Origin of the sequence: Pseudomonas donghuensis, assembly GCF_000259195.1 — a bacterium.
Lineage (GTDB): Bacteria > Pseudomonadota > Gammaproteobacteria > Pseudomonadales > Pseudomonadaceae > Aquipseudomonas > Aquipseudomonas donghuensis.
Genome location: NZ_JH650775.1, coordinates 50,677 through 75,645 on the forward strand (window position 1 = coordinate 50,677; position 24,969 = coordinate 75,645).

27 protein-coding genes and 1 pseudogene are annotated in these 24,969 nt (G+C 57.4%); 24 read left to right on the forward strand and 4 right to left on the reverse strand.

Features of this window, described 5'->3' with window-relative positions; translation table 11 throughout:
- Positions 1-7: 7 nt before the first annotated feature.
- On the forward strand, positions 8-274 hold the full coding sequence (locus UW3_RS29110) for a DHCW motif cupin fold protein (protein ID WP_081492834.1): 267 nt from the start codon (positions 8-10) through the stop codon (positions 272-274).
- On the opposite strand, the gene UW3_RS0121125 is transcribed toward UW3_RS29110, so the two are convergent.
- Positions 267-914 (reverse strand): glutathione S-transferase family protein, encoded by a 648-nt coding sequence (locus tag UW3_RS0121125; RefSeq protein ID WP_010225400.1) that lies wholly within the window; start codon positions 912-914, stop codon positions 267-269. The genes UW3_RS29110 and UW3_RS0121125 overlap by 8 nt on opposite strands.
- A 113-nt stretch (positions 915-1,027) precedes the next feature.
- Here UW3_RS0121125 and UW3_RS0121130 point away from each other — a divergent pair, with 113 nt between their 5' ends.
- From UW3_RS0121130 to UW3_RS29825, 7 genes and pseudogenes are all read left to right on the forward strand, one after another.
- On the forward strand, positions 1,028-1,594 hold the full coding sequence (locus UW3_RS0121130) for a TetR/AcrR family transcriptional regulator (RefSeq protein WP_010225401.1): 567 nt from the start codon (positions 1,028-1,030) through the stop codon (positions 1,592-1,594).
- A gap of 223 nt (positions 1,595-1,817) precedes the next feature.
- Positions 1,818-2,180, forward strand: a complete 363-nt coding sequence (locus UW3_RS29820; protein ID WP_026001444.1) for a DUF6632 domain-containing protein — start codon at positions 1,818-1,820, stop codon at positions 2,178-2,180.
- Positions 2,181-2,487: 307 nt separating this feature from the next.
- Positions 2,488-3,435, forward strand: a complete 948-nt coding sequence (locus UW3_RS0121140) for a hypothetical protein (RefSeq protein WP_237716765.1) — start codon at positions 2,488-2,490, stop codon at positions 3,433-3,435.
- 2 nt (positions 3,436-3,437) lie between these two features.
- Positions 3,438-4,070 carry a DUF2997 domain-containing protein gene (locus UW3_RS0121145; protein ID WP_010225405.1) on the forward strand — a complete coding sequence of 211 codons (633 nt, stop codon included), beginning with the start codon at positions 3,438-3,440 and terminating at the stop codon, positions 4,068-4,070.
- Positions 4,071-4,592 carry a 4Fe-4S single cluster domain-containing protein gene (locus UW3_RS0121150; protein ID WP_010225407.1) on the forward strand — a complete coding sequence of 174 codons (522 nt, stop codon included), beginning with the start codon at positions 4,071-4,073 and terminating at the stop codon, positions 4,590-4,592. It abuts the gene before it with no gap.
- Between the two features lie 27 nt (positions 4,593-4,619).
- Entirely contained in the window at positions 4,620-6,230 is a 1,611-nt protein-coding gene (locus UW3_RS27440; protein WP_010225409.1) for an AAA family ATPase, read from the forward strand.
- A gap of 334 nt (positions 6,231-6,564) precedes the next feature.
- Positions 6,565-6,741 (forward strand): annotated as a pseudogene (locus UW3_RS29825) (LysR family transcriptional regulator); the annotation flags it as partial.
- A gap of 121 nt (positions 6,742-6,862) precedes the next feature.
- On the opposite strand, the gene UW3_RS0121165 reads toward UW3_RS29825, so the two are convergent.
- A complete protein-coding gene (locus tag UW3_RS0121165) occupies positions 6,863-7,654 on the reverse strand; it encodes a response regulator transcription factor (RefSeq protein WP_010225412.1) in 792 nt (263 codons plus the stop codon).
- Between the two features lie 138 nt (positions 7,655-7,792).
- Here UW3_RS0121165 and UW3_RS0121170 point away from each other — a divergent pair, with 138 nt between their 5' ends.
- Positions 7,793-8,896, forward strand: a complete 1,104-nt coding sequence (locus tag UW3_RS0121170) for a polyamine ABC transporter substrate-binding protein (protein ID WP_010225414.1) — start codon at positions 7,793-7,795, stop codon at positions 8,894-8,896.
- Positions 8,897-9,212: 316 nt separating this feature from the next.
- Positions 9,213-10,364, forward strand: a complete 1,152-nt coding sequence (tssI, locus tag UW3_RS0121175) for a type VI secretion system tip protein TssI/VgrG (RefSeq protein ID WP_010225416.1) — start codon at positions 9,213-9,215, stop codon at positions 10,362-10,364.
- A gap of 207 nt (positions 10,365-10,571) precedes the next feature.
- On the opposite strand, the gene UW3_RS0121185 is transcribed toward tssI, so the two are convergent.
- Positions 10,572-11,624, reverse strand: a complete 1,053-nt coding sequence (locus tag UW3_RS0121185) for an alpha/beta hydrolase family protein (protein WP_026001447.1) — start codon at positions 11,622-11,624, stop codon at positions 10,572-10,574.
- Between the two features lie 292 nt (positions 11,625-11,916).
- Here UW3_RS0121185 and UW3_RS0121190 point away from each other — a divergent pair, with 292 nt between their 5' ends.
- From UW3_RS0121190 to UW3_RS0121240, 10 genes are all read left to right on the forward strand, one after another.
- Positions 11,917-12,789: a universal stress protein gene (locus UW3_RS0121190; protein ID WP_010225422.1), complete on the forward strand. Its 873-nt coding sequence runs from the start codon at positions 11,917-11,919 to the stop codon at positions 12,787-12,789.
- A 143-nt stretch (positions 12,790-12,932) separates the two neighbouring features.
- Entirely contained in the window at positions 12,933-13,418 is a 486-nt protein-coding gene (locus tag UW3_RS0121195) for an adenosine-specific kinase (RefSeq protein WP_010225424.1), read from the forward strand.
- 167 nt (positions 13,419-13,585) lie between these two features.
- On the forward strand, positions 13,586-14,524 hold the full coding sequence (locus UW3_RS0121200; RefSeq protein WP_010225426.1) for a cyclase family protein: 939 nt from the start codon (positions 13,586-13,588) through the stop codon (positions 14,522-14,524).
- Between the two features lie 148 nt (positions 14,525-14,672).
- Positions 14,673-15,128 (forward strand): multidrug/biocide efflux PACE transporter, encoded by a 456-nt coding sequence (locus UW3_RS0121205; protein ID WP_010225427.1) that lies wholly within the window; start codon positions 14,673-14,675, stop codon positions 15,126-15,128.
- A 62-nt stretch (positions 15,129-15,190) separates the two neighbouring features.
- On the forward strand, positions 15,191-15,871 hold the full coding sequence (locus UW3_RS0121210; protein ID WP_010225428.1) for a S24 family peptidase: 681 nt from the start codon (positions 15,191-15,193) through the stop codon (positions 15,869-15,871).
- Between the two features lie 113 nt (positions 15,872-15,984).
- Positions 15,985-16,278 carry a helix-turn-helix domain-containing protein gene (locus UW3_RS0121215; protein ID WP_010225429.1) on the forward strand — a complete coding sequence of 98 codons (294 nt, stop codon included), beginning with the start codon at positions 15,985-15,987 and terminating at the stop codon, positions 16,276-16,278.
- Between the two features lie 99 nt (positions 16,279-16,377).
- Positions 16,378-17,667, forward strand: coding sequence for an NAD(P)/FAD-dependent oxidoreductase (locus tag UW3_RS0121225; protein WP_010225430.1), 1,290 nt, complete (start codon positions 16,378-16,380; stop codon positions 17,665-17,667).
- 11 nt (positions 17,668-17,678) lie between these two features.
- Entirely contained in the window at positions 17,679-18,236 is a 558-nt protein-coding gene (locus UW3_RS0121230) for a helix-turn-helix domain-containing protein (protein WP_010225431.1), read from the forward strand.
- A 23-nt stretch (positions 18,237-18,259) separates the two neighbouring features.
- Positions 18,260-19,612, forward strand: coding sequence for a glutamine synthetase family protein (locus UW3_RS0121235; protein WP_010225433.1), 1,353 nt, complete (start codon positions 18,260-18,262; stop codon positions 19,610-19,612).
- A gap of 248 nt (positions 19,613-19,860) precedes the next feature.
- Complete coding sequence (locus UW3_RS0121240; protein WP_010225436.1) at positions 19,861-20,535, forward strand: polysaccharide lyase family 7 protein; 675 nt, start codon at positions 19,861-19,863, stop codon at positions 20,533-20,535.
- Here UW3_RS0121240 and UW3_RS0121245 read toward each other — a convergent pair.
- Positions 20,507-21,400: a LysR substrate-binding domain-containing protein gene (locus UW3_RS0121245; protein WP_010225438.1), complete on the reverse strand. Its 894-nt coding sequence runs from the start codon at positions 21,398-21,400 to the stop codon at positions 20,507-20,509. The genes UW3_RS0121240 and UW3_RS0121245 overlap by 29 nt on opposite strands.
- Before the next feature lie 125 nt (positions 21,401-21,525).
- Here UW3_RS0121245 and UW3_RS0121250 point away from each other — a divergent pair, with 125 nt between their 5' ends.
- The 4 genes from UW3_RS0121250 to UW3_RS29830 all read left to right on the forward strand — a co-directional run.
- Positions 21,526-22,587, forward strand: coding sequence for an agmatine deiminase family protein (locus UW3_RS0121250; RefSeq protein ID WP_010225440.1), 1,062 nt, complete (start codon positions 21,526-21,528; stop codon positions 22,585-22,587).
- A complete protein-coding gene (aguB, locus tag UW3_RS0121255) occupies positions 22,584-23,489 on the forward strand; it encodes an N-carbamoylputrescine amidase (RefSeq protein ID WP_010225442.1) in 906 nt (301 codons plus the stop codon). Before UW3_RS0121250 ends, aguB begins: the two co-directional genes overlap by 4 nt.
- A complete protein-coding gene (locus UW3_RS0121260; RefSeq protein ID WP_010225443.1) occupies positions 23,486-24,577 on the forward strand; it encodes an extracellular solute-binding protein in 1,092 nt (363 codons plus the stop codon). The genes aguB and UW3_RS0121260 overlap by 4 nt, the downstream gene beginning before the upstream one ends.
- Positions 24,578-24,601: 24 nt before the next feature.
- On the forward strand, positions 24,602-24,969 hold a 368-nt coding region (locus UW3_RS29830), incomplete at its 3' end, for an agmatine deiminase family protein (protein ID WP_010225444.1).

Here is a 24,969-nt window from a genome sequence, read left to right on the forward strand (position 1 = left end):
CGCCTGTATTCCAAAATCGATAGCACCGGTAGCACATGCCGGTCAGACAGGCACAGCCTATTGGCGTACCTGCCAGTTTGGTTCAGCGCGCGTGCGGATGGTCGAGTACAGCCCTGGCTATTTGACCGATCACTGGTGTTGGAGGGGACATATCCTGTTGTGCCTGAAGGGTCGGTTGAATCCACCGCCGAAAGCGGTCGGTCGCCAACGACTGCTTCCGGCCAAAAGCGCCCCTTGGGCGAACGATGAGCCCAGCATTTGCTGCATTAACTAAAGTTCGGCTCGGTCAACACGTTGCGCCCTGACGGGCGCAATCGCATGCGAAAAAGATAATCACGAAGCTTGGATGTTTTTTTCAGCCATTGTGCACTGTCGGGCACGCGTTCCAAATAATCGAGCATCGGCGTCAGGATGGCGTCCGCCATGCTGTAGTCCGCCCCGCAGAAAAATTGCTGCCCGCCCAACTGCTTCTCCAGCAGCCCAAGTGTTTGGGTAGCCATTGGTTCGGCGGTCGCCACAGCTTCTCTATCGATAGGGCGTGACGGTTGCGCAGGTGAAACCAGCAATAAAAGATAACGACGTATCAATCGATCATCGGCATACGTCGCCAAGGCAGCAGACCACTGATCGACCTTTACCCTCTGGGCCAAGTCTGCGGGTCTTAGGGATGCGTGCGCAAAGGCTTCATCCAGGTAGCGGCAAATGGTGGTTGTTTCGCTTACGCTCCGCTCTCCATGCAGCAATACCGGGACCTTGCCAAAAGGATGCAGTGCCTTGTGTTCAGGGCCGTGGAGCGTGATCGTTTTACCCTCCACGTGCATCCCGTGCGTGTAATCGAGCGCTTTCTCTTCGCAGTAAAGTCTGACACTACGCACGAAGGTGCTAAATCCAGGTCCCAGTATGTGCAATCGCATGAGTAGCTCCTTGAGGGAAGAGTCGGCAATTCTGGTCGGTATGACTTTATGTTCAAGAACATAAAGTCCCGTTTTGTCATACTCCCTCTCACGCTTTACTGAGGAGAAGACGTATGCCCTGGCCTGCTACACAGCGCGCAACCACTCGACAGGTGATTTTGGATAGCGCAGCACGACTCTTCGCACTGGAAGGTTTCGAAAAAGTCAGTATCGACTCAATTATGGAGAGTGCCGGACTGACCCGGGGGGGCTTCTATAGTCATTTCGCATCCAAAACGGAGCTTTACACCGAAGCGATTAGAAATGCCGCGAACGCGGGGGGCGCGATACTGGAACAGGCTGGTAAAGACGGTTTGCAGCAGGTAGTGAAAGACTACCTGCGCATGGACCATCGGGATGCAAGCCGTATGCACTGTCCGCTAGCCTTTATGGTCAATGATGCTGCTCAGCAGAACGGAGCCATCCAGGAGAGCTACACCCAAGTGCTCGAAGCTTTCATTGCACGTCTGGAATCCAGACTGAAATCGACGACAGAGACCGATACACGCCAGCATGCTTTGCAAATTGCCGTAGGGATGATTGGTGGCTTGGCACTAGCGCGAGCTGTGGCCGATGAGCAATTGGCACAAGAGATTCTCACAGCCTGTCAACAGGGGTGTTTGCAGCTCGTTGAGCGATGACATGCCTTAGCAAGCAACGAAACGACTGCACGGGGTCGATAGCGGTCAGTCGCGACGGCTGGTTTCAACCATAGCTGCCGGTGACGAAAGGCAGCAATCGGCCAGAAACAGCCGCTGGACGGAGCGAAAGCAAATGAGTAGCTATGCTTGGTCTAAAGCCGGAACTGACTGAGCAAATTGGGCTTTCCGTCCAGGTGTATAAGCCCCTTCAGAGGAGACCGCCATAACCGTCGTCGATCGCCTCAGGTATTTGCGCGTCGTTCTAGTTTTGGCTGGCCTCGCGTGCCTTGCTCTCTACCCTCTTATGTTGTTCTGGCCGTCTGGCTGGGCTTGGCACGTCGGTCACTCGGACTACCCGATGATGATCGTTGGCATCTACGCCGCACTTGGCGTGTTCTTGATCCTGGCCGCACGTTATCCATTAGCCAATCTGAGCCTAATCTGGTTCACTGTGTGGTCTAGCGCCGTACACGGAGGAATCATGGCTGGCGACGTGCCGGCGCTCTTCATCGTGGCGGTTGCCTTGGCCATCTTGACGCCCCGCTCGCAATTCGCCGCTCGGCCCCGGACACACAATGGGGACTAAGAGCAGGTTTGACTGTCAGGATAGAAACTAAAATCGCGTTTCTACGCAATTTTTTGCTCTGGTGATCAACCAACGCTGACAGATTTTGCGTAGCCACGCAGCCCTCAAGAATGTGTCCGCGTTTTTTCACCGCCTGGGACTTTTTCTGCCTGGCTACTTCAGACGAACCTTGGCGCGTGATAAACCAAAAATCGTCATGTAGCATAGACCAATGAGTAGTTCTACAGTCATCCCCTCACTACGCGCTTCTGCACCAACTCTAGAAGGTTTGTGAATGATAAAGACTATCCCGATGTGGAAAATGGTAATGGCCACCGAAGGTAAGATAACGGCACTTGTAGTACTGGCATTCGTACCTGTTTTCATCGTTGGCGGTGCGTGGATGTTTCTTGAAGGGTTGCAAAATGGGCAAAATCGCCAGGCTGCAACGGGATTTTGTTGTGTGGTTTTTTTTGGTGCGTGCGCCCTGCTCTTTGCACCTTCAAAAAAATATATTCCCGGCAAAACATTTCAGGCTTATAGAAATAAAAAACTCAGTTCGCAGACGGCCATTAATTACGGTTACGGAATCATTGTTTTTATTTCCGCAGTTTGTGTCGCCTTTGAACCGAAAGACGCACTAAGCGCAATAGGCTATGGAGCATCAGGCATCGTTAGCCTTTATGTTCTATCAAAAAGCTTAAAATTTCACGCCGATATCGATTTTTCGACAAATGAATATTTGGCAACCGAACTGGGATTTCCTGTCGGGGAGAAAATTCAGGTCAGCTACCAGAATTTTGATGCTGATGACGTTGATGTTGGTAGCAATGCTTTTGCCGCATCAGCGACAAAATTAATTGTAGCGTCATTTGATGGGCATCTTTGGGGAAAGCTGTCACGGGATCTGAATCAGATCTCGCACATTGGCATCATTGGCGATAAAAATCAAAATTACTTCGTTAAATTGCAGTTCAATGATGGAACCGATGCGTTGTTGCGAATTGGACTCTATGCAAAGCTCACATCAAGTCCCATCCTGGTAATAAGAAGGTTGTTGGAAACGATTGATGCAAGTCTCCTGAGTGGTAGTGGTGCATCACAGGCAACCCAAAGACGTCGGGTAGTTGTCAACTCTGGAACTCCAACCGAGCGTTCGAAAAACGTTGCGCCTGCATCCATGGCGCCTGTGCGCAACATTGAGGTTGTCCCTGGCGTATTAAATGCCACCCAGGACGCAGAAGAAGTTGCTCCCGGTCGCAAGCTGGAGCTTTAACAATGTCTCATTGCACAAAGTTTGAATTTTCTTATGTTAATGAAGAAGCCATTGCCAAAGCCTTCGGTAAGTTGGACCTTAGCCCAACGACTGGTCTGGTCTCCATATTTGCCAGCGACTTCAGTAAAAAGGTGTTGAGCAAAATAGGCTATATGGGCAAGCAGCAATTTAGAGCTATTTGTGGCCAAACGGCTGATAAAATCAATCTATTTGTTTGCCAAATTGAGGAGGGCTCCTACAAGCTCCTCATCGAACGAGAAACTATTTCGGCCGGCGATGAAGCAATAATGGCTGATTTGGCTTTAAACTTTCAGAAAGCGTACATCAGCGTAGCCATCGATGAAACTATTAAGCGCATAGACGCATCAGGTGTTCCTGCAAGAGTCAAAGAAACTTCTCAAGGGTTCGAGATTGAATTCGGACCTAACTACGAATACGGCATTCATGTCACCTTTACGGGCGATGAAATTACGGAGGAAGTGCACGGCGTGAAAGGCGACATTTGCACAAAGCTTACTGAAGAGCTTGAGTCTCTACTCTCTAGCCCTACTGCGGAACTTGTGACTGAATGGAAGCCGGAATATACCGTAGTCCATGAAGAGCAAACCCTTCAAATTCTCAGCGCGAACTTCTAAATGGACATCAATGTACACCATATGGCGTTGAGCAGCGTTAACGGCCCCGGGTTGCGCTTGACATTATGGGTGCAGGGTTGTGCGCTGAATTGTAAGGGGTGCTTCAATCAGAGCACCCACGCTCGCGAAGCGAGTACGCTGATATCTATTGATGAATTGGCACAGAAGATAAATGCACTGGACATCGCTGGAGTTACCCTCTCTGGGGGGGAGCCGCTCGACCAGGCGCCAGCCTTGGAGCAATTAATAAATGCAGTCAATGGCGAGAAAAACTGGATACTTTACACAGGCTATACGCCAAAAGAGATATTCCAGAACGAAGCCATGATTCGTGTTGTTAAAGCCGTAGACTTGACGCTGGCGGGTCGGTATCGGCATAACGCGAGCCATCCCTATCAGCACAAACAGATTATCAAAACCAGCGACAGAGTCGACATTGACTTTTTCCGCACTAGAAGAGTTGTCGAGTTTGTAGTTTCAAATTCTGGCATTACTAAAACCGGTCTTCCGATGAGTGTATAACTCAGTTCAAGCGCAGGGATAACAAGCATGAACCGTACCAAGCAGATAACAGATTACCTCAAAGCGCGCTATGCTATTTTGGTTATTGAAACGTTCGAGGAAGAGCGTGCGCTCAATGAAATATCTGAAATCGCCAAGACACTTAGCCATCGTTTGTTTGTTTGGAACTCGACGCTGGGCGTCCAGATAAATGGCGTCGTGGCCGGGGATAAAACCTTTGATTTGAAAGTAGCCTTGGACTTTTGCGAAGAAAAGGCGAAGGATGAAGGCAGCAAAAATATATTTGTTTTTTGTGATGCTCATAACTACCTTACCTCAAGTTCAAATCCCGTCTATCGTCGTCGACTTCGAGATTTAGCCATAAATATCCGCTCACGTGGCTATCGAAGCAATTGCATTATCGTGGCGCCCAGCTTTGAAATTGCCAATGATCTTCAAAAGGAAATCACGCTGATTGATTTTCCTTTGCCATCAAGAGATGAAGTTAAGGATCAGATAAGTAATTTTGTTAATTCATGGCAAGGCAACAGTAGCGTCAATATTGATCTTTCCAGCGAAACCAAAGATAAACTCATTGATGCCGCTTTGGGTCTCACGGGATTAGAGATTGACAACAGCTTGTCTCGTTCATTGGTATCCAGCCTGAGTGTAAATGAAAATACCGTAAAAGACCTTCTTTCCGAAAAAAGACAAATTATACGGAAAACAGGTATTTTGGAATATATCGACTCAACGTTAAATCTTGAGGATGTTGGTGGGCTGGCAACGCTTAAGAAGTGGCTTAATTTGCGTAGCCAGTGTTTTGGGCAGATGGCTCAGGAGTTCGGTGTCGGAACCCCGAAGGGTTTGCTCTTAACTGGAGTTCCTGGTTGCGGTAAGTCGCTAACGGCGAAATGTGTATCGTCGTCATGGAACATGCCGTTATTGCGTTTGGACATGGGAAAAATTTTCCAAGGGGTGGTTGGCTCTTCAGAATCCAATATTCGTTCCGCCCTACGTACGGCCGAAGCTATTTCGCCCTGCATCCTATGGATCGATGAAATTGAAAAAGGACTTTCCGGCTCTTCCGGAGGCGCATCTGATGGTGGCACGGCCTCACGCGTATTCGGCACATTGTTGACTTGGATGCAAGAAAAAACGGCGCCTGTTTTTGTGTTTGCTACCGCAAACAACATCAACAGCTTACCTCCGGAGTTGTTGAGAAAGGGGCGATTCGACGAAATATTTTTCGTTGACTTCCCGTCGACATTAGAAAGAAAGAAGATTCTTGAAATACACCTCAAGAAGTTGAAACGTGACCCAGAAAAATTTGATTTGGATCGATTGGCTGCTCTAGGAGGTGAGCCGAATTTTGGTAAAGATATTGTGCTCTCTGGTGCCGAAATCGAAGCGTGGGTTGGGGACTCGCTGATTGAAGCGTTCTCACGGCGGATGAATGGCTCCGGTGATGTAAGCGACCTGACTATGGCTGATTTTGAAACTACCATTTCGCGTTTAGTACCAATGAGCAAAATGCGTAAAGACGAGTTTACAAAACTACGTGACTGGGCAAATCAAAATGCAATTAGCGCATCGGCTATGGTTGCCGGTCAGAATGATACGGAAACTCAAATCGGCGGCAGGCAAATTGATTTTTAATCTGCGGTGATTTTTCGGTGGGTAAGGCTTTTCAGCAGAACCGAGTGCGCCCAGGGAAGAAAGGATGACTTTCGTGGCCAACATTTCTTCCCTCGGAACAGAATTCCGAACCGCTAGATTTGGATATCTGTGAGCGGGATAGCTGTTGGCTCAAAGCGTGCACGCGCGAACGGTTGCTTCTGGTCGTTTCCTGCCCTCGCCAAAGGCTGCTTTGGGTCCAGGTTGTGTGAAAACGGGCTGGAAGCAGTTAACTAAACGCTATGCAAACAGATTCCATCTCTACCAACGCATTTTCACAAGCACCTACGAGATCTCGCACGCAGTAAAGTCTCCATCCCTTATCAACCCACTGAGTGGGCTGTCGATTCGCCAGCTAGGTGTCTGCGTTCGTTACCAGGTGATGATGATTCGCCCCAACCACCGGCCAGGCTCGGCGGCGGTGGATTTGTTCAGTGAGGCGCTGCGAACGCAAGCCCGAAAAATGAGCGATATCCTGGCAAAAGATTGTTGAAAAGACCTTCACTTTATGTGCGATCTGGGGCCTTACGTTGGTGGATGGGACAGTTCGATGCGAGCCATGTACAGAAGCCGCGACCCCATTTAAGGATAATATCCAGACTAAAAACCTGACTTCAAGTTGTAGAGAAGGCATCCTGTTTCGGCATAAAAAATCGAGCAAACAATTCAGATTGCGACTTGATGTTCAATTTGCCGTAAATATTGCGGCGGTGAACCTTTATCGTCTCCACCGAGAGGGAAAGCTTCCCGGCTATTTCTTTATTAGAGAAGCCACTCAGTAACAACCTGAGCACATCACTTTCGCGCGTCGTTATTTGTGCGCCCAGCGGGGTCATCGTTTCTGGCCATAGCGGTGGCTCCGCGTGGTTTTTCCCGACGTCAGTTTCAAAACACATGCGCTGATGCATCAATGCAGTCACCCACGGCTTGATAATATCAAGTATTGTTATCTGCTCTTGATCAAAACGGACTTTGCTGCCAACGGAAATGCACAAGGTTCTATCGGCGTCGAGCTGAACATTGTACTGCACCTCATCCGCAGAAATGTATTGTGCGAAATATTGATGATAATACTCAGTTTCAAGAAAATATTCTGGCGCAATATCCAGCAGGTGAAAGAAACCGCTCTGTGGGTTTTCTCGATTAGCGATATAAAACGGATCCAGCAGATAAAGTCCCTTCACGTAGCGATGAATGAACGCGTTCACCTCTTCCGCATCTGCCACCTCAGGAAGACTAACCACTTCCACTTGTTGACTGCTGAAAATCAATACAACCCAATTATCGATTTGCACGTATTCATTCAACACCCGAACCAGTGAACTCCAGAACTCTGGACGGTTCAACTGCATGATCAGCTTCCCAATCGATCGGTGCCAAGCCAGGCTCTGGAGGTCGAACGGCATTTTCTACCCCTTTTGGGTTAGGGATTCGTAGGTCAGGGGTAAGTATTCGTAGGTATTTACTATTCGGTAACGCCCGGTATATTCACTGCCAGGGCCTAGGATGGCCATGAGGGTACATCGTCTTGACAAGGATGTTGCATGAGAAAATCACATTTGCGAACCATTTTTTCGGCCACGCTTCTCTGTGTAGGGATAAGCACGTCAGTGGCGGCTGCAGAGCCTGGGATGTATCTGTATAACTGGTTCGGGCTTCTCGCACCGGAGACCCCAAAGGCGTTTGAACAGGAAACCGGCACCAGAGTGCACATGGATGCGTTCGACAGCGCCGACATCATGCAGAGCAAGGTAATGGCTGGGCGCACGGGGTATGACGTGGTTGTGGCCACCTCCGATGTGTTGCCAAGCCTGATCCAGGCGGGAGTACTCCAGCCGTTGGATCGTGAGCAACTGAGTAATTTGTCCCATATCGACCCTGATCTCTTGGCCCAGGTCGCGGTCAATGACCCTGGCAATCGCTACGCGGTGCCCTATTTATGGGGCACTACCGGCATTGGCTATGACGTTGACAAAGTCAAAGCGGCATTGGGTGATAATGCGCCGGTGAACAGCTGGGATTTGATCTTCAAAGAAGAAAACATCAGCAAGCTTCAGTCGTGTGGCGTGGCGATGCTTGACTCTCCAAGTGAGATCATTTCGATTGCTTTGCATTACCTTGGACTCCCTAGCAACAGTAAGAATCCGGATGATTACCAGAAGGCCCAAGCCCTGCTGTTAAAAATCCGCCCCTACGTCCTCTATTTCGATTCATCCCGAATCGACGCCGACCTGGCTGACGGCAATATTTGTGCAGTGGTGGGATGGGCCAATGGTGCCCTTGCTGCACAGGCCATTAACGAGAAGGCCAAGACTGGACGCAAGATTACCTACAGCCTTCCGCGCGAAGGCGCGCTGGTCTGGTCGGAAAACCTGGTACTGCTAAAAGACGCTCCCCACCCCAAGGAAGGCATGGCGTTTATCAATTATATGTTGCGACCAGAAATCATTGCCAAGACGTCAAACCACACGCTCTACCCTAACGCAAATAAAGACGCCACTGCGTTTGTCGAACAGACGCTGCGAGACAACCCTTGGATTTATCCAGACAAAAAGACTGTTGCGACACTTATTCCACTTGAGCCACTGCCATTGAAGCTGGAGCGAATCCGCACACGGGTCTGGACCAAAGTGAAGAGTGGTGTGTGATCTGAGGTGATCTGTCGCTGTTGCTCGATGCAAGCCTTTATTTTTATACAGGCGTGGATCGAGCAGCACATTAATGCCTGCTACTCCCTTGAGCCCGAGATGACCCAGGGCCCTCTCCGACCCACTGATTAAACGCCCGGTGAAACACGCTCGCCTCGCGTTGGAGTTGGCGTCGGAAGCTGCCAATACTGATGGCCCTTGCTCTGGCCATTGCGAGTAACGGCATTCGCGCAGCTGGGCTGAATGTACCCAGCGTCCTGACATTGCTGTCTGCGACAGCGTCAATTCAACACCTTAGGTAAAAAGAGAACAGCGGATGTTCAGCCCAGCCCATCAGACCCACTTCAGTTTGACAATCGACGGTTTTGAGCACGATTTTCAAGTGCTCGCATTCAGCGGAGAGGAGGCGATCAGCAGGCCTTACTTCTTCAACGTGGAACTTGTTAGCGAGCGGTCTGACCTGGATCTCGAAAGCCTCTTCGACCTTGAGGCTTTTCTGACCTTCGATGCGCAGGGCCACGGCATTCATGGACGGGTCTATCACATCGCTCAACGCGGTAACGGTCAGCGTTTGACGCGCTACAGCCTGGCCCTTGTACCGCACCTGTCCTACTTGCGCCACCGCATCAACCAGAGGATCTATCAACAGTTCTCGGTGCCGAAAATCGTTGCGTTGATATTGGAAGAGCACGGGATTTTGGGCGACGCTTATCGGTTTCATCTAGGGTCGACCTATCCCGAGCGTGACTACTGCATCCAGTACGATGAAACGGATTTGCACTTTGTTCAGCGCTTGTGCGAAGAAGAAGGTATCCACTTTCACTTCCAACACAGTGCTCAAGGCCACGTGCTGGTCTTTGGCGATGATCAGGCGGCTTTTCCCAGGATTGGGCAACCCACTGCCAATCTTCGTGCTATGCAGCGCCGCCACGCGGTTTATCGTCAAGCTGAAGGGCAAAGTGACCAGACCCGGTTAGCCAGTGGCCATGTGCTGGAAATCTCCGGCCAGCCACGCCAAGCGTGGAATGCCCTATGGCTACTGACCCAGGTCATCCACGAAGGCAAGCAACCCCAGGTATTGAGTGAGCACGTCGCCAGTGGCCACACTGACAACCAGGATGACTTTCATCAGGGTTACCGCAACCGCTTTATGGTTCTGCCGTGGGACGTGCTCTATCGTCCGCCTTTGACTCACATGAAACCTCAGGTGCCTAGCAACCAGACCGCTGTAGTCATCGCAGTGGAAGACGAGGAGACCCCGAGTGATCGGCGCCTTGGAAGGGTCAAGGTCAAGTTCCCCTGGGGCAGCGAAGATAGATTTGACGACAAGAATAGTTGTTGGCTGAGCGGGGCTGCCAATTGGAGTTGTGAAATTACGCCCCCGCGAACGGGCATGGAAGTCATGGTCACATTTCTCGAAAGCGACCCCGATCAACCGCTGATCAGCGGTTGCCTGTGTTGCCGCTAACCGCAACCCCAATCAGGGCCGCGGGCCGAAATACAGCGCCTCGGCGATATACATCACCGGCCCGGCGCACTCGGCGACGATGATTTCGTAGTCGACGCGGTTTTCCTGCAGCATGTCCGCGCCGAGGATGCAGATGCACAAATCTACGTGCTACTTCGAGCCGCTGCTTCAGGGCTGCACAGACGTGCAGTTCTCTGTACCACGACTTTACAAACTGCCTTCTTTGTAGAGCGATGACTGAAGAAACTCTGCAATCAGCGCTGTAACCTGCTGTTGGATCGCCTCGCGCGGGCGAGTGCTGTCGCCATCCTCGCAAATGATGCCATCGCCTGGTACGTCTTCTTCGAGCAGTACCTTCGCACCAGGTTTGCATACCGACAAGAAGCTGAAGTGGCTTGCGTCGCTGATTTCGACATAACGGCTTGACGCCGCAGGCAGGCGCTTGGCCAGGTTGGCAGACTCCAACGCAGCGGGAAGCTCGTGCGACGGTGCGCCGGCAGCGATCACCAGCGCAGGTACTGGCAGCGCGGCCAGGCTTTCATCGGTCAGGCCCCGTGAAAGGCCCAGGTCCAATGTAACCACGGCAGCGACGCGTTTATCGCGCCAGTCGGCGGCCAATGCGGCCTTTGATTTTGAGCTGTTTGCAGGGTTTATCATTGCGTAGACGGTGCAACCTGATAACTGCGGGTGTGCTTTGCATTCATTGGCGAAGCGGTCTGGATCGAAACGCGCACCGGCGATCTCCAGGGCGGTCAAGCCGCCGAGTGAATGGCCCACTACTGCAATTCGGCCATTGGCGACCACGCCGAACTTTTCAGGTTGGGTCGTGACCCTATCAATCACTCGGCGCATATCAACGGGGCGCTGCCATAACTGCGCCGCAGCCTGAGGGTTACGGTCCAGGGTCGTGGTGCCAGGGTGATTGATTGCCGCGACGATGTAGCCCCTATGGGCCAGAGCACTGGCAAGCCAGGTCTGGTTGTTCCAGTTGCCCCTGTAGCCGTGGGAGAGCACCAGCAATGGATGCTTGCCAGCAGCTGGCGGCGCGTTACGAACGGCAGAGGCACCGACAAACACCACATCATCGCCGATCAATTGCGTGGCTGCGGTCGTTGCACTGGGGTACCAAACGACCATCTCCAGTGGGCGGTCATTGTGCGAGTCCGCCAGTGTGGACGATTGGAAGCCGACAGGGTTCTCGTCAGCAAGGGCGATAGTCGTCAGACAGGTCAACAATAAGCCGCTGAAAGCTATTTTCAATGTCGTTTCTTCCTTGATTAGACAAATGCATTGCAACCTGAACCCGCCGTTAGGCGCATCCACCTTCGCATGGATGGGTTTGCCCCGCAATGGCCTCACACTGGAACAACTGCCAATCACAGGAAATGCCCGCCCCTCACACTGATGCCCTACCCCGCGCCCACACCTTTGACACAAATCAAAGCGCCGGGTGTGGTTCGCGAGACGATGGCTGCAAGCAAGGAACGGATCGATAAGCGGCCACCGCCTTGAGCTCAAGGCCATGTGCGCAGCATTGTATAAGGAGCCTCATATGACCTCGTTGAACCACGTACTGGTTGCCACCGACTTGTCCACCTCTGCCCGCAACGCGGCAGAGCGGGCTGCACTGTTGAGCAAGGCGCAGCATGCAGCACTGGATCTGCTCTACGTTGCCAACCCCGCCCCGTTCGAGCGTCTCAAGCAGGTAGTGGTACCTGATGAGCACTTGTTGAAACGCGTACTGGAGACGGCCGGAGAAAAAATTCACCAACTGGCAGCAATGCTCTTCCAGCGCTATGACATCGACGCTGGCGTACAGGTCGCACCCGGCGCGGTTGTCAGCGAAATCACCCGCGTAGTGCAGGACAAACGCAGCAACCTGTTGGTGTGTGGGGCGAAGGGACATAGCCTGGCCCGTCGCCTGCTGGGTTCTACCGTGCAAAGAATGCTGAGCCGTATGCTCTGCCCGTTGCTGGTGGTCAAGCAGGCACCCCGCGACGCTTACCGTACCTTGCTGGTTGCCGTTGATTTTTCGCCTTCATCGCTGCGCACCATCGAACAGGCAAAAGCTGTTGCCCCGCAGGCCGAGATCATACTCCTGCATGTGTTCGAGGCCCCCTTCGAGGGGAGCATGCGCTTCGCCCACATCGACCAGGACACCCTCACTCACTACCGCAACGTCATCAGGAAAGATGCCGTGGACCAACTCGCGGCATTGAGCGAGGCCGCTGGGCTGGCCAATGCCCGGCAAATCGTGGTGCACGGTGACCCCTCCTGGCGGATCCTTGAGCAGGAGCAGGAGTTGGACTGCGATCTGATCGTGATCGGCAAGCAGGGGGAAAGCGCTCTGGAAGAACTGCTGATCGGCAGCGTCACCAAGCATGTCCTCAACGATTCTCAGTGTGATGTGCTGGTGTCTTTGTAGGCTGTGTAGTGTCGAGGACGCTGAATCAGCGTCCTCGACAACACGACATTTCAAACTGCCGGCAGGCAGGTTTACCCCATCAGTAGCTATGCTTGATCTGTTGCCAGGCACTGGTAGCGACACCGTGAAAGGAGGTGTTCGAGATGCAACTGATCACGTTGAACATCGATAAGCCGCAGGTGACAAACTTCATTTTGGGCCAGACGCACTTCATCAAGTCCGTCGAGGACATCCACGAAGCGCTGGTAAACGCCGTGCCCGGTATCCAGTTTGGCGTGGCCTTTTGTGAAGCCTCTGGCAACTGCCTGGTGCGATGGTCCGGCACCGATACCGCCATGATCGAGCTTGCACAGAAAAATGCGCAAGCCATCGCCGCCGGCCATAGCTTCATCATTTTCCTGGGCGACGGTTTCTATCCGCTGAACGTGTTGAACACCCTGAAAATGGTTCCAGAGGTCTGCCGTATTTTCTGTGCAACCGCCAATCCAACCGAGGTGATTCTCGCTGAGACCGAACAAGGCCGAGCAATCCTGGGCGTAGTGGATGGCTTCTGCGCCACGGGTATTGAGGGCGACGCAGACATCCTGTGGCGCAAGAACCTGTTGCGCCAGATTGGCTACAAGCAGTGAACTGCTGCTGGTCATGGATGGCCAGCATCGGCCAGAACATCACGGCACCGTGAAACACTTGCCTTTGACCTGAAGGCAAAAGTCATTGTCCCCCAGGCTGCTTTTTCCACCCCGCGCCTGCACCCAGAATCCACTCCTGATTTGACGTCCCGTTCAGGAGAACCCGTATGAATGTCTTCAAGCCCCTGCTGCTCGCCACCGCCCTGGCCACCACCGCCCAGGCCTCCCTGGCCGCCGACTGGCAACACTCGCCCTACGGCCAGCACGACGAAATCGGCGCCGCCAACCTGCTCACCGCCGACGTGGTCAAGCAGGCGGTCGGCCTGGTCAAGACGGGCAAGACATACCCGTTGGCCGTCCCCGTGGACAAGAACCTTCCGGCTTTCCGCCATCGCAGCTTTCGCCTGTACAACGTGCAGGTCGGGCAGCAGGCCGGCAAGTCGCTGGGACCGAACCAGTTCACCTTCAACGATGAACTGGTGAACGCCTGGACCGGCGTTGGCACCCAACTCAACGGGATCGGCCATATCGGCATCGACAACGTGTACTACAACGGCAACAAGGCGGCCGACTTCGTGACGGTCGATGGCGTCACCAAGCTCGGTGTAGAGAACGTGCCGCCGATCGTGACCCGTGGCGTGGTGCTGGACATGACGGCCTACTACGGCAAGGCCATCGTGCCCGGTGGCACGGAGTTCAGCGTGACCGACATCCAGGCGGTGTTGAAGCAGCAAGGCCTGACCCTGCGCAAGGGCGATGTGGTGCTGTTCAACACCGGCTGGCTGGAATTGATCGGCAAGGACAACAAGCAGTTCCTGGAAGTGGAACCCGGTATCGGCATGGAAGCGGCGCAGTGGCTGTCCGACCAGGGCATCGTCGCCTTCGGCGGCGACACCTGGGCCAGCGAGGTTTATCCGAACCCGCATGGCAAGGACGAGTTCCCGGTCAACCAGTACATGCTGGCCAAGCGCGGCATCTACAACCTGGAACTGATCGACAGCCGTGCATTGGTGCGCGACAAGGCCTTCGAGTTCCTGTTCGTGCTCGGCCAGCCGCTGTACAAGGGCTCGACCCAGGTCAACATCAACCCGGTGGCCATTCACTGATAGCGCTCTGGCGTTAGTCGATGCGTCGCTTCACATCCGGTGTCTTCGCAGGCAACCAACATATCGTTTTTTACGATGGAACCTATTTTTAGCATAAGCAAAAAAGCGATGAAAATGACGCCATCGAAACACACCTCAAGGTGACGTCATGAAACTGCAAGCCACCCACAAATCCTTCGCTGAACGCATCGTCCATGCCGTCGGCTTTGAAGTCATCGCCGTGCTGATCTGCGCGCCGATCGGCGCCTGGCTGCTCGACCGTTCGATGCTGGAGATGGGCGCGCTGGCGGTGATGCTGTCGACCGTGGCGATGATCTGGAACATGCTCTACAACGCGGCGTTCGACCGCTTCTGGCCCGTGAGCCGGGTAGCGCGTACGGTCAAGGTCCGCGCCCTGCACGCGGGCGGCTTTGAAACCGGCTTTGTGCTGATCGGCGTGCCGATTGCCGCGTTGATGCTCGATGTGTCACTGGTGCAGGCGTTTTTGCTGGAGATCGGTTTCTTCGCCTTCATGCTGCCCTACACCATGGCCTACAACTGGGTCTATGACCTGCTGCGTCAGCGCCTGCTGAGGGCGCCAGTCAGCGTGGCCCGGGCCCGGTAACGGTACGAGTAAAGCGCGTGGGCCTCTTTAGCATCGAGCTAAATAGTGGCATTCTGCACCCCATGGATATCTACGCGATTCGCAAGCACAACCTGGTGCAGTTGCTCGGCACCCAGCGCAAGGCCAGCTGTGCCGAGCGCTGGGGCATGAGCCCTGCGCACCTGAGCCAGATTCTGTCGATGCGCACGGAAAAAAACCTCGGTGATGAAGTCGCCCGCCGTATTGAACAGGCCGAACACCTGCCGGCAGGCTGGATGGATGTATTGCAAAGCGACGCTGGCGTGCCTGCCAGCAGCAAGGCGCTGAGCAGCGCGTTCGTCAGCATCGCCCACTTCGACATCCGCGGTTCCATGGGCAACGGCAACACGCCGCCAGCCCATGTCGAGGTGATCCGTGACCTGACCGTGCACCTGGACTGGCTACGCGGCCAGGGCATCAGCTATTCTGGCGCGCATAACCTGGCGATCATCAGCGGCGACGGTGACAGCATGGCCGGCACCTTCAACGACGGTGACGCGTTGCTGGTCGACCGTGGCATCAACGAGGTGCGCAGCGATGCCATCTATGTCTTCAGCCTCGACGGCGACCTGTTCGTCAAACGCCTGCAGCGCCTGACCGATGGCGCCTTGCGAATGATCTCCGACAACCCGCTGTACCCGCCGGTGCTGATCGAGGGTGCGGCACTGGAAATGCTGCAGATTCATGGCCGTGTGCTACTGGTTTGGAACGCACGAAGAGTATGATGAGAAAACAACCGACCGCCCCGGTCGGTTAATCACCACTAAATGGCAGCAGCAGGATGTAGCGATTCCAGCAACGGATTGCTCGACCGAATCCGTGTGACTGAGATCGAATCATGAGCGGCAATCTGTGGGTGTGGGAAGAAGAAGAGCTGCTGGCACTGCGCAAGGCATTTGCCGCGCTCAAGGCCAGGCAGCGCCAGGCAGAGCGGGTGTCCCAGCGGCGCATGGCCGCCGAGCTGGGCGTCAGCGTGACCACCCTCAATGCCTATATGACCGGCAAGCGCGCGCTGGACATGAAGTTCGCATTGATGTTCGAACGCCTCACCGGCATCCCCACGCGCAGCTACAGCCCGCGTCTGGCTGACGAGATCGAAACCAGCAAGCATCAGCGCAAACCTGCGGTCTAGAGCCAGCCCGGCAATTGCGCCTGGGCATTGCTTGGCCTCGTGAAATTTATCTGGTAGTTTTTCATGAAAAAATACCAATAAAAATTCATGAGGTCCGCCATGTTCAAGCAATCCGCCCAGCATGTCGCCAGCTATTACGCCCAGACCTACCCCGCCCCTATCCCTCTGCGCCCTACCCTGCAGGAACGTCTCGATACCGAGGTGCTGATCATCGGCGCCGGTTTCAGCGGCCTGCACACCGCCTTGCGCCTGGTCGAGGCCGGCAAGCGGGTGACCCTGGTGGAAGCCAGCCGGGTGGCCTGGGCGGCGTCCGGGCGCAATGGCGGGCAGGCGTTGCTGGGCTGGTCGTGCGACATGGCCCCCCTGGAAAAAGCCCTTGGCCAGGAACGCGCACGGCGCCTGTGGGACAGCATGCGCTGGGCCGCCAGCGAGATGCGCGAGTTGCCCGAACGCCACGGCTTTGCCGTCGACTACCGGCGCGGCAGCCTGTGGGCGGCGGTGCTGCCCCGGCGCGTGGCCATGCTCCACGCGGCCCGGCGTGAGGCCGAAGCTAAATGGGGCTATGACCAGCTGCGGGTGATCGAGCGCGACGAATTACCCGAATGGATTGGCAGCCCCCGCTACCAGGCCGCGCTGTATGACGCCGAAGGCGCCCACCTCAACCCGCTGAAACTGGCCCAGGGCCTGGCCAGCGCCATCGAGGCGGGCGGCGGACGGATCTTCGAGCAGAGCCGGGTGCTCAGCTACCGCGACACCCCGGCAGGCTTTGTCGCCCGCACCGACCAGGGCGAGATCCGCAGCGATGTGCTGGTCCTGGCCTGCAACGCTTACATCGACCAGCTCGACCGCCCTTTGTCACAGCGCCTGCTGCCGGTGGGCTCCTATCAGGTGGCCACCGCGCCCCTGGACCCGGCCCTGGCCCATTCGCTGCTGCCGCATAACAGCTGCGTGATCGACAATCAGTTCGTCCCCGACTACTTCCGCCTGACCCCGGACCATCGCCTGCTGTTCGGCGGCGGTTGCACCTACCTGGGCGGCATCCCCAAGGACGTTGCCGCCGCCACCCGTCCGGTCATGGAACGGGCCTTCCCGCAGCTGCAAGGCGTGTCGATCGACTACGCCTGGGGCGGCCATATCGATTGCAGCCTGCGCCGCACCCCGGACATCGGCCGCCAGGGCCAGCGCTACTGGCTACAGGGGTTTTCCGGCCATGGCGTGCTGCCAACCCTGGCCGGCGCCCGGGCGGTCAGCGATGCGATCCTTGGCAACCCTGATGTGCTGGCGCTGTACCAGGCCATCGACAACGGCCGCTTCCCCGGCGGCGACCTGCTCGCCGCGCCGCTGGAAGCTGCCGCCAAGGCCTGGTACCGCCTGCGTGACACTATCTGAGAGGACCATCCATGGACATGCAGGAAGAAATCGAAAGCCTGGCGATCCTCATCCGCGACCTGCGCAAGCACCGCAACCTGACTCTCGGCGAGCTGGCCGAACGCATCGACCGTTCGGTGGGTTTTCTCTCCCAGGTCGAGCGCGGCCTGTCACGGCCGACCGTGGCCGACCTGACCGCCATCAGCGAAACCCTGTGCGTGCCCACCACCTACTTCTACAACCTGAGCAAGCCACGGCAAGTGGACTGGGTCACCCGCCCCGGCGAACGGCGCACCCTGTACTACGCCGCCGGGGTCACCGATGTGCTGGTCTCGCCCAAGCTCAACGGTGGTTTTTCCATGCTCGAAAGCCACCTGGCGCCGGGCGCCAGCAGCGGTGACGGGCACCTGGACGACAGCTCCGAACAAGGCGGCTTTGTGCTCGAAGGCGAGCTGAGCATCTGGCTCGATGACGCACACGTACCGGTCACCCTGCACGCCAACGACAGCTTCCAGCTGCCGCCGCACAGCCAGTTCCGCTACGCCAATCTGACCGACCACACTACCCGGGTGCTCTGGGTATTCCGTTGAAACCAAGCGCAGGATCGCACGTAATGACAACAATCAAAGACTGCCCTGAACTACTGAACGAAGTACGCGCGTTTCGCGCCGAGCATCCTCAGGTGCGTTATGTAGACCTGATCAGCCTGGACATCCCCGGGCACTTTTACGGCAAGCGTTACCCCATCGACATGCTCGAAAAGGTCGCCGCCGGCAGCGCCCTGAAATTGCCGCAGAACTGCGTGCTGCTCGGTGTTCAGGGCGGCCTGCACCCGATTGGTGATTATTGCTTCAACGACGGCGACCCGGATGCGCCACGGCGTTTGATCCCTGGCACTCTCAAGCCGGTACGCTGGGAGAACCAGCCACTGGGGCAGATGCTGATCAGCTCCGACGGCACCGACGCACCGATCGAATTCGAGCCGCGCGAAGTGCTTGCGCGAGTCTTGCAGCGCCTGCGGCGGCGCGGCATCCGCCCGGTGGTGGCCTTCGAGCTGGAGTTCTACCTGTTCGACCGCACGCTCAAGGACGGCCTGCCGCAGTTCCCCCACGACCCGTTCAGTGGTGATCCGGATGACCAGCCGAACATGCACATCGAGCGCCTGTCGCGCTATTCCGATGTGCTGCGGGAAATGGTCGAAGCCGCCAACGAACAAGGCGTGGACGCCAACGTGATTACGGCAGAACTGGGCCCGGGCCAGTTCGAGATCAACTTCGGCCACTGCGACGATGGCCTGCGCGCCGCCGACTGGGCCGCACTGTTCTGCCGCAGCACCCGAGGCGTGGCGCTCAAGCACGGCATGCGCGCCAGCTTCATGAGCAAGCCCTACCTGGATGCCCCGGGCAGCGGCATGCACGTGCATGTCAGCCTCTACGACCCGCAGGGCAACAACCTGCTGGCGGCCGATGACCAGCGCCCGCTGCGCCATGCCGTGGCCGGTTGCCTGGAGCTGCTGCCGCACTGCATGCCGATCTTTGCCGCCAACCACAACGCCATGCGTCGCTACGGCGCTATGGTGAATGCCGCCAGCCGCGCCAGCTGGGGTTTTGAAGACCGCGACGCGTGCATCCGCATCCCCGAATCGGATGCGCGCAACCTGCGTATCGAGCACCGTCTGCCCGGCGCCGATGCCAACCCGTACCTGGTGCTGGCGGCGATCCTCAGTGGTCTGGAGCATGGCCTGGATGCTGGCAAGGAGCCGATTGCACCGCTCAACGACGACCGCAGCAGCGGCATCGACTTTCCCAAGGACATGCTCGCGGCGGTGGCGGCCATGCGTCATCACCCGGTGGTCAATGAGCAACTGGGCAGCGAGTTCGTCATGGTCTACTGCGAGAACAAGCGCCAGGACCACCTGGCGTTCATGCATGAGGTGAGTGCGCGGGAGTATCGCTGGTTTCTTTAACGACTGAAGGCAAAACCCTTGCTGGCTGCACCGGCCTCATCGCTGGCAAGCCAGCTCCCACAGGGTGGGGTGTATACAGATCCATTGTGGGAGCTGGACTTGCCACGTGATGTGCTGGCTAGCTCCCAGAGAAATTGCAGCCCGCAACTTATTTAGCCATTGACGAAACTTTAGCTTGAGGCTAAATATTAGCTCAAGCCCACATTCAATTCAGAGAGGGCCTACATCCAAAACGGAAGGAGAAACCCATGAGCGTCAACATCGACCGCCTCACTATCACCACTCCGGTGGCCAAGTCCAGCACCGACCCCACCGCCTTGGAACTGACCGGCGCCCAGGCCCTGGAGCAACTGCCCGAGGTCATCGCTACCTTGAGCGACGGTTCGGTCCGCTTCACTGCCCCGACCAAGGGCGCCTCCAGCAAAAGCACCCACCGCACCCGCTGCGAATGGAAAGAGCCCAGCTACTGGTCACTCAACAGCGCAGTCAAACACCACAACCACCAGACCATGACCCTGACCAAGGTCAACTCGGCGCAGAAGGTGGTGATCTCCCAGTTGCACGTCAAAGACGACGACAGCCCGACGGTCAAGGTGTTCTGGAACAAGGGCAAACTCACCTACGGCTTTCGCCAGAGCTACAACCAAACCGCCCCGGCCAGCGTCACCCTGTTGGCCAATGTGCCGCTGGGCGCCGCGTTCGAGATCATCCTCGATGTCACTGCCCAAGGCGTGGTCACCCTCTTCGCCACCTGCAATGGCAGCACCGCCAGCAGCGGCCCGCTGCAGATGGATTCCAGCTGGAACAGCCGCACTTTCAACTTCCACGGCGGGGTTTACAACCAGGTCGACTACAACGACAGCACACTCAGCACTGACGGTTCGATCTGCATCATCAGCGCGCTGGCGCTGGGTCACCATTAAGCCCTGAGCTGCCCGCCAGGCGCTGCTCCAGCCATTGGCAGAAGCTCACAGTCAAGGCCTCCCCTTCACTGTTGCGGTGTACCAGCCATGCCCACTTGGGGCCGCGCACGGTCTGCTCGGTCAGGGCCACCAGGCTGCCTTGCACGCGCGCCTGTTCGGCCAGCAAGGCACTCACCAGGGCAATGCCCAAGCCCTGGCTGGCAGCGTCCAGCAACTGCCCGGGGTCGGAAAAATTCAGGCCCTGCAGCTTCTGCCCTACGCCCTCGCCACCCTGGGTGTGCCAGTAGCTCCAGTCCATTTCCCGCTCGCCATGCAGAGTGGTCCGCTGCTGCACCTCTTGCGCCAGCAAGCGCGGGTGACAGGCCGGATACAAGCGATCCTGCAACAACACACGAAAGCCACAATCAGCCTGGGCGCTGATGTCGTCACGCACTGCAACGTCGATGGTTTGAGTGGTCATGTCAGGGATTTCATCGCTGGTGAACAGCCACAGGTCCACGTCCGGATACAGCCGGTGAAAGTCGCCCAGGTGCGGCACCAGCCAGTGCCGGGCAAATGCCGGCGTGGTGTTGACCACCAGTTGGTTGGGCTTGCGGTACTGCTCCAGGCGGCGGATGCCCACGGTCAGTTGCTGCAGCATCACCTGGGCGGTGCTGAGCAGGTCGTGGCCGGCATCGGTGAGCGATACGCTGCGCCCTTCGCGAAAGAACAGCGGTTGCTCCAGGTAACTTTCCAGGCTGCGGATCTGCTGGCTGATCGCCGACTGGGTCAGGTGCAGCTCTTCGGCGGCCTTGTGAAAACTGCCCAGGCGCGCCGCCGCTTCAAAGCCGCGCAAGGTGTTGAGGGGTGGCCAGTGTTTCAGCATGATTGATAAGCCCAGCTAATCATATATCGGCAAAATCCATCGTTTGTTCAGGGGCAAAGCCCAGTTATAGCATGGACACCCAGGCAATCCTGCTGAAAACAATTACTTAACTGAAGGCTATTGCAATGCACAACGACAGCGCCAACAACAACGGCTGGTTCATGCCCGCCGAATGGGCAAGGCACGCCGCCACCTGGATGGTCTGGCCGCACAACCAGGCCCTGTGGGAGTCGACCTGGGGCGTGACCCTGGCGAATGTGCAGGCCGATTTTGCCCGGGTCGCCAACGCCATCGCCCGCTTCGAGCCGGTAAAGCTGGTGGTCGACCCCAGTGCGGCCGCCCAGGCCCGGGCGCTGTGCGCGGCCAACATCGAGCTGATCGAAATCGCCGTCAACGACAGTTGGTGCCGCGACTCCGGCCCAAGTTTCATCTGCCACCCGCAGCAGGGCCTGGCCGGGGTCAGCTGGCGCTTCAATGCCTGGGGCGCCAAGTCGGCCCATGACCTCGATGAGGGCCTGGCCCGGCGAGTACTCAATGGCCTGGGCCTGCCGTGCTTCGGCAGTTTCCTGGCCAACGAAGGCGGCGCCATTCATGTCGATGGCGACGGCACGCTGATCACCACCGAATCGGTACTGCTCAACCCCAACCGCAACCCGGGCCTGAGCAAAAACGACATCGAGGAAATCTTCATCCGCCTGCTGGGGGTGAACAAGGTCATCTGGCTGCCGGGCGACCCGGATTACGTCACCGGCGACATGACCGATGGCCACGTCGACGGCGTCTGTGCATTCGCCCGACCGGGCGTATTGCTGGTCGATGCGACCCACGACCAAACCTCTACCTACGCCCAGGTGGCCAAAGAGAACCGCCGCGCCCTTGAACGGGCGACCGACGCCCGTGGCCGACACTTCGAGCTGATCGACCTGTACGAAGCCTCGGCGGCCGTCGATACCGACGCCGAAGTGTTCTGCGCCTCCTACACCAACTTCTACCTGTGCAACGGTGCCGTGATCATGCCGGCCTACGGCATCGACGCCGACCAGCAGGCCGCCACCACCCTGCAGCAAGCCTTCCCCGACCGCACGGTGGTGCCGGTACAGATCAACCAACTGGCCCACGGCGGTGGCGGCGTGCATTGCATCACCCAGCAGCAACCGGCCTGGCCACTGGCGGGGAACAACGCATGAGCGCCCTGACCGTCGCCAGCCTGCAACTGGCCTGCAACTGGAACCTGGCCGACAACCTCGACCGCGCCGAGCAGTTGGTGCGCGAGGCCGCGGCAGCCGGTGCCAAGCTGATCCTCTTGCCCGAGCTGTTCGCCACGCCGTACTTCTGCATCGAGCAATGCCACACGCATCTGGCGCTGGCCGAGCCTTATGACCACAGCCCGCTGTTGCAGCGTTTTGCCGCCCTGGCGGCAGAACTGGGTGTGGTGCTGCCGCTGAGCTGGTTCGAACAGGCCGGCAACGCCTACTTCAATTCGCTGACCGTGGCCGATGCCGACGGACGCTTGCTCGGCGTCTATCGCAAGACCCACATCCCCAACGCCATCGGCTACCAGGAGAAGGAATACTTCAGCCCCGGCGATACCGGGTTCAAAGTCTGGGACACCGCCGTCGGGCGCCTCGGCGTGGGCATCTGCTGGGACCAGTGGTTCCCCGAGACCGCTCGCTGCCTGGCCTTGCAGGGCGCAGAGATTCTGCTGTTCCCTACCGCCATTGGCTCCGAACCCGGCGCCGCGGCGCTGGACTCACGCGACCATTGGCAGCTGACCCAGCGCGGCCACGCCGCCGCCAACATCCTCCCGGTGATCACCGCCAACCGCACCGGCGTTGAAGTGGCGCGCAGCGATGCCGAGCTGCACATGCGCTTCTACGGCTCCTCGTTCATCACCGACCACAAGGGCCGCCTGCTGGCCGAAGCGGATCGCGACAACACCTGCGTGCTGCTGGCCGAGCTGGACCTGGCACACATGCGCGAGGAGCGCCTGACCTGGGGCATCTACCGCGACCGCCGCCCGGAAATGTACGGCGCATTGTTGAGCCTGGATGGCCGTCACCCGCACACCACCTGGAGGCAAGGCGCATGAACAGCCTGAAAACCCTGCTCGCCCTCTCCCTGGCCCTGAGCTGCGGCCTGGCCAGTGCCGAAGATAAAGTACTGCGCCTGTACAACTGGGCGGATTACTTTGCCGAAGACACCCTCAAGGACTTCACCGCCCAGACCGGCATCAAGGTCATCTACGACGTCATGGACAGCAGCGAAACCCTGGAGGCCAAGCTGCTGTCGGGCCACAGCGGCTACGACCTGATCTTCCCCGGTGACACCGTGGCCGAGCGCCTGGCCCGCGCCGGCGCCCTGCAAAAACTCGACCCGGGCAAGCTCGAGCACCTGGCAGACATCGAGCCCGGCCTGCAGCGCCTGCACCAGCGCTACCCCAACTCGCGCGAGAGCACCGTGCCCTACACCTGGGGCAGCATTGGCCTGACCTACAACCGCGCGGCCATCGAGCAGCGCATCGCCAATGCCCCGGTCAACAGCCTCGACCTGTTGTTCAAACCAGAGAACGCCGCGCTGCTGGCCGACTGCGGCATCTCGATGATCGATTCGCCCGACGAGGTGCTGGCGGTGGTGCTGCACTACCTGGGCAAGGACCCGCGCAGCGGCAAGGCCGACGACTTGCTCGCCGCCCGCCAGATGCTGGGGGCGATCAAGCCGTACATCCGCAAGTTCCAGTCGCAGCCGGTGACCCAGCTGGTCAATGGCGATACCTGCATTTCGCTCGGTTACAGCGGCGACATGATCCAGGCCCAGCGCACCGCCGATGCCGCCGGTAAAAAGGTCGAATTCCGCTATCACATCCCGGTGGAAGGCACGACCATCTGGATGGACAGCATGGCCATCCCCGCCGACGCCGCCCACCCAGAATACGCCTACGCTTTTATCAACTTCGTCATGCAGCCGCAGCAGATGGCCGCCATCAGTTCCTTCACCGGCTACCCCACCTCCAGCGCCAAGGCGCGGCCACTGGTCGAGCCGCAGATGCGTGACAACCCGGACATCTACGTCAGCGATGCGACCTACGCGCGGCTGATCCCGGGCAAGGACATTTCCCAGAAAGACATGCGCGCGCGCATGCGCACCTGGACCACCCTCAAGACCTCCTCGGCCCATTGAGCCGTTACTACGAGAGCCACACCGATGACACCCCGTCGTACCTTTCTCAAGCATCTGTCAGTCGCCGCCGGCATCGCCGGCCTGGGCCTGGGCCCGTTGCGCCTGGCCATGGCCGCTGACGCGCGCTGGTTCATGCCCGAAGAAGACCAGGCCCAGCGGCGGATCTTCCTGGCCTTCGCCGCCGCCGAAAATGTCTGGGAAGACCAGGCGGACGCGGTCAACAGCTGCATCGCGCAACTGGCCCGAACCATCGCCCGCTACCAGCCAGTCAGCGTACTCTGCCGCCCCGAAGACCTGGCTGAGGCGCGCCAGCAATGCGGCAGCGACAACATCGAGTTCCTGCCGATGGCGCTGGACGACATCTGGATCCGCGACTACGGCGGGGGGGTTGT

What these genes read in the sequence shown, in the direction of transcription:
- aguB (WP_010225442.1), top strand. Translation starts at nt 22,584, where the DNA reads ATGAGCGCCCTGACCGTCGCCAGCCTGCAACTGGCCTGCAACTGGAAC.
- UW3_RS0121240 (WP_010225436.1), top strand. Translation starts at nt 19,861, where the DNA reads ATGAGCGTCAACATCGACCGCCTCACTATCACCACTCCGGTGGCCAAG.
- UW3_RS0121250 (WP_010225440.1), top strand. Translation starts at nt 21,526, where the DNA reads ATGCACAACGACAGCGCCAACAACAACGGCTGGTTCATGCCCGCCGAA.
- UW3_RS0121235 (WP_010225433.1), top strand. Translation starts at nt 18,260, where the DNA reads ATGACAACAATCAAAGACTGCCCTGAACTACTGAACGAAGTACGCGCG.
- UW3_RS0121130 (WP_010225401.1), top strand. Translation starts at nt 1,028, where the DNA reads ATGCCCTGGCCTGCTACACAGCGCGCAACCACTCGACAGGTGATTTTG.
- UW3_RS0121245 (WP_010225438.1), bottom strand. Translation starts at nt 21,400, where the DNA reads ATGCTGAAACACTGGCCACCCCTCAACACCTTGCGCGGCTTTGAAGCG.
- UW3_RS0121210 (WP_010225428.1), top strand. Translation starts at nt 15,191, where the DNA reads ATGGATATCTACGCGATTCGCAAGCACAACCTGGTGCAGTTGCTCGGC.
- UW3_RS0121195 (WP_010225424.1), top strand. Translation starts at nt 12,933, where the DNA reads ATGCAACTGATCACGTTGAACATCGATAAGCCGCAGGTGACAAACTTC.
- UW3_RS0121150 (WP_010225407.1), top strand. Translation starts at nt 4,071, where the DNA reads ATGGACATCAATGTACACCATATGGCGTTGAGCAGCGTTAACGGCCCC.
- UW3_RS0121225 (WP_010225430.1), top strand. Translation starts at nt 16,378, where the DNA reads ATGTTCAAGCAATCCGCCCAGCATGTCGCCAGCTATTACGCCCAGACC.
- UW3_RS0121205 (WP_010225427.1), top strand. Translation starts at nt 14,673, where the DNA reads ATGAAACTGCAAGCCACCCACAAATCCTTCGCTGAACGCATCGTCCAT.
- UW3_RS0121165 (WP_010225412.1), bottom strand. Translation starts at nt 7,654, where the DNA reads ATGCCGTTCGACCTCCAGAGCCTGGCTTGGCACCGATCGATTGGGAAG.
- UW3_RS0121145 (WP_010225405.1), top strand. Translation starts at nt 3,438, where the DNA reads ATGTCTCATTGCACAAAGTTTGAATTTTCTTATGTTAATGAAGAAGCC.
- UW3_RS27440 (WP_010225409.1), top strand. Translation starts at nt 4,620, where the DNA reads ATGAACCGTACCAAGCAGATAACAGATTACCTCAAAGCGCGCTATGCT.
- UW3_RS0121230 (WP_010225431.1), top strand. Translation starts at nt 17,679, where the DNA reads ATGGACATGCAGGAAGAAATCGAAAGCCTGGCGATCCTCATCCGCGAC.
- UW3_RS0121215 (WP_010225429.1), top strand. Translation starts at nt 15,985, where the DNA reads ATGAGCGGCAATCTGTGGGTGTGGGAAGAAGAAGAGCTGCTGGCACTG.
- UW3_RS0121200 (WP_010225426.1), top strand. Translation starts at nt 13,586, where the DNA reads ATGAATGTCTTCAAGCCCCTGCTGCTCGCCACCGCCCTGGCCACCACC.
- UW3_RS0121260 (WP_010225443.1), top strand. Translation starts at nt 23,486, where the DNA reads ATGAACAGCCTGAAAACCCTGCTCGCCCTCTCCCTGGCCCTGAGCTGC.
- UW3_RS0121170 (WP_010225414.1), top strand. Translation starts at nt 7,793, where the DNA reads ATGAGAAAATCACATTTGCGAACCATTTTTTCGGCCACGCTTCTCTGT.
- tssI (WP_010225416.1), top strand. Translation starts at nt 9,213, where the DNA reads ATGTTCAGCCCAGCCCATCAGACCCACTTCAGTTTGACAATCGACGGT.
- UW3_RS0121125 (WP_010225400.1), bottom strand. Translation starts at nt 914, where the DNA reads ATGCGATTGCACATACTGGGACCTGGATTTAGCACCTTCGTGCGTAGT.
- UW3_RS0121190 (WP_010225422.1), top strand. Translation starts at nt 11,917, where the DNA reads ATGACCTCGTTGAACCACGTACTGGTTGCCACCGACTTGTCCACCTCT.
- UW3_RS0121140 (WP_237716765.1), top strand. Translation starts at nt 2,488, where the DNA reads ATGGCCACCGAAGGTAAGATAACGGCACTTGTAGTACTGGCATTCGTA.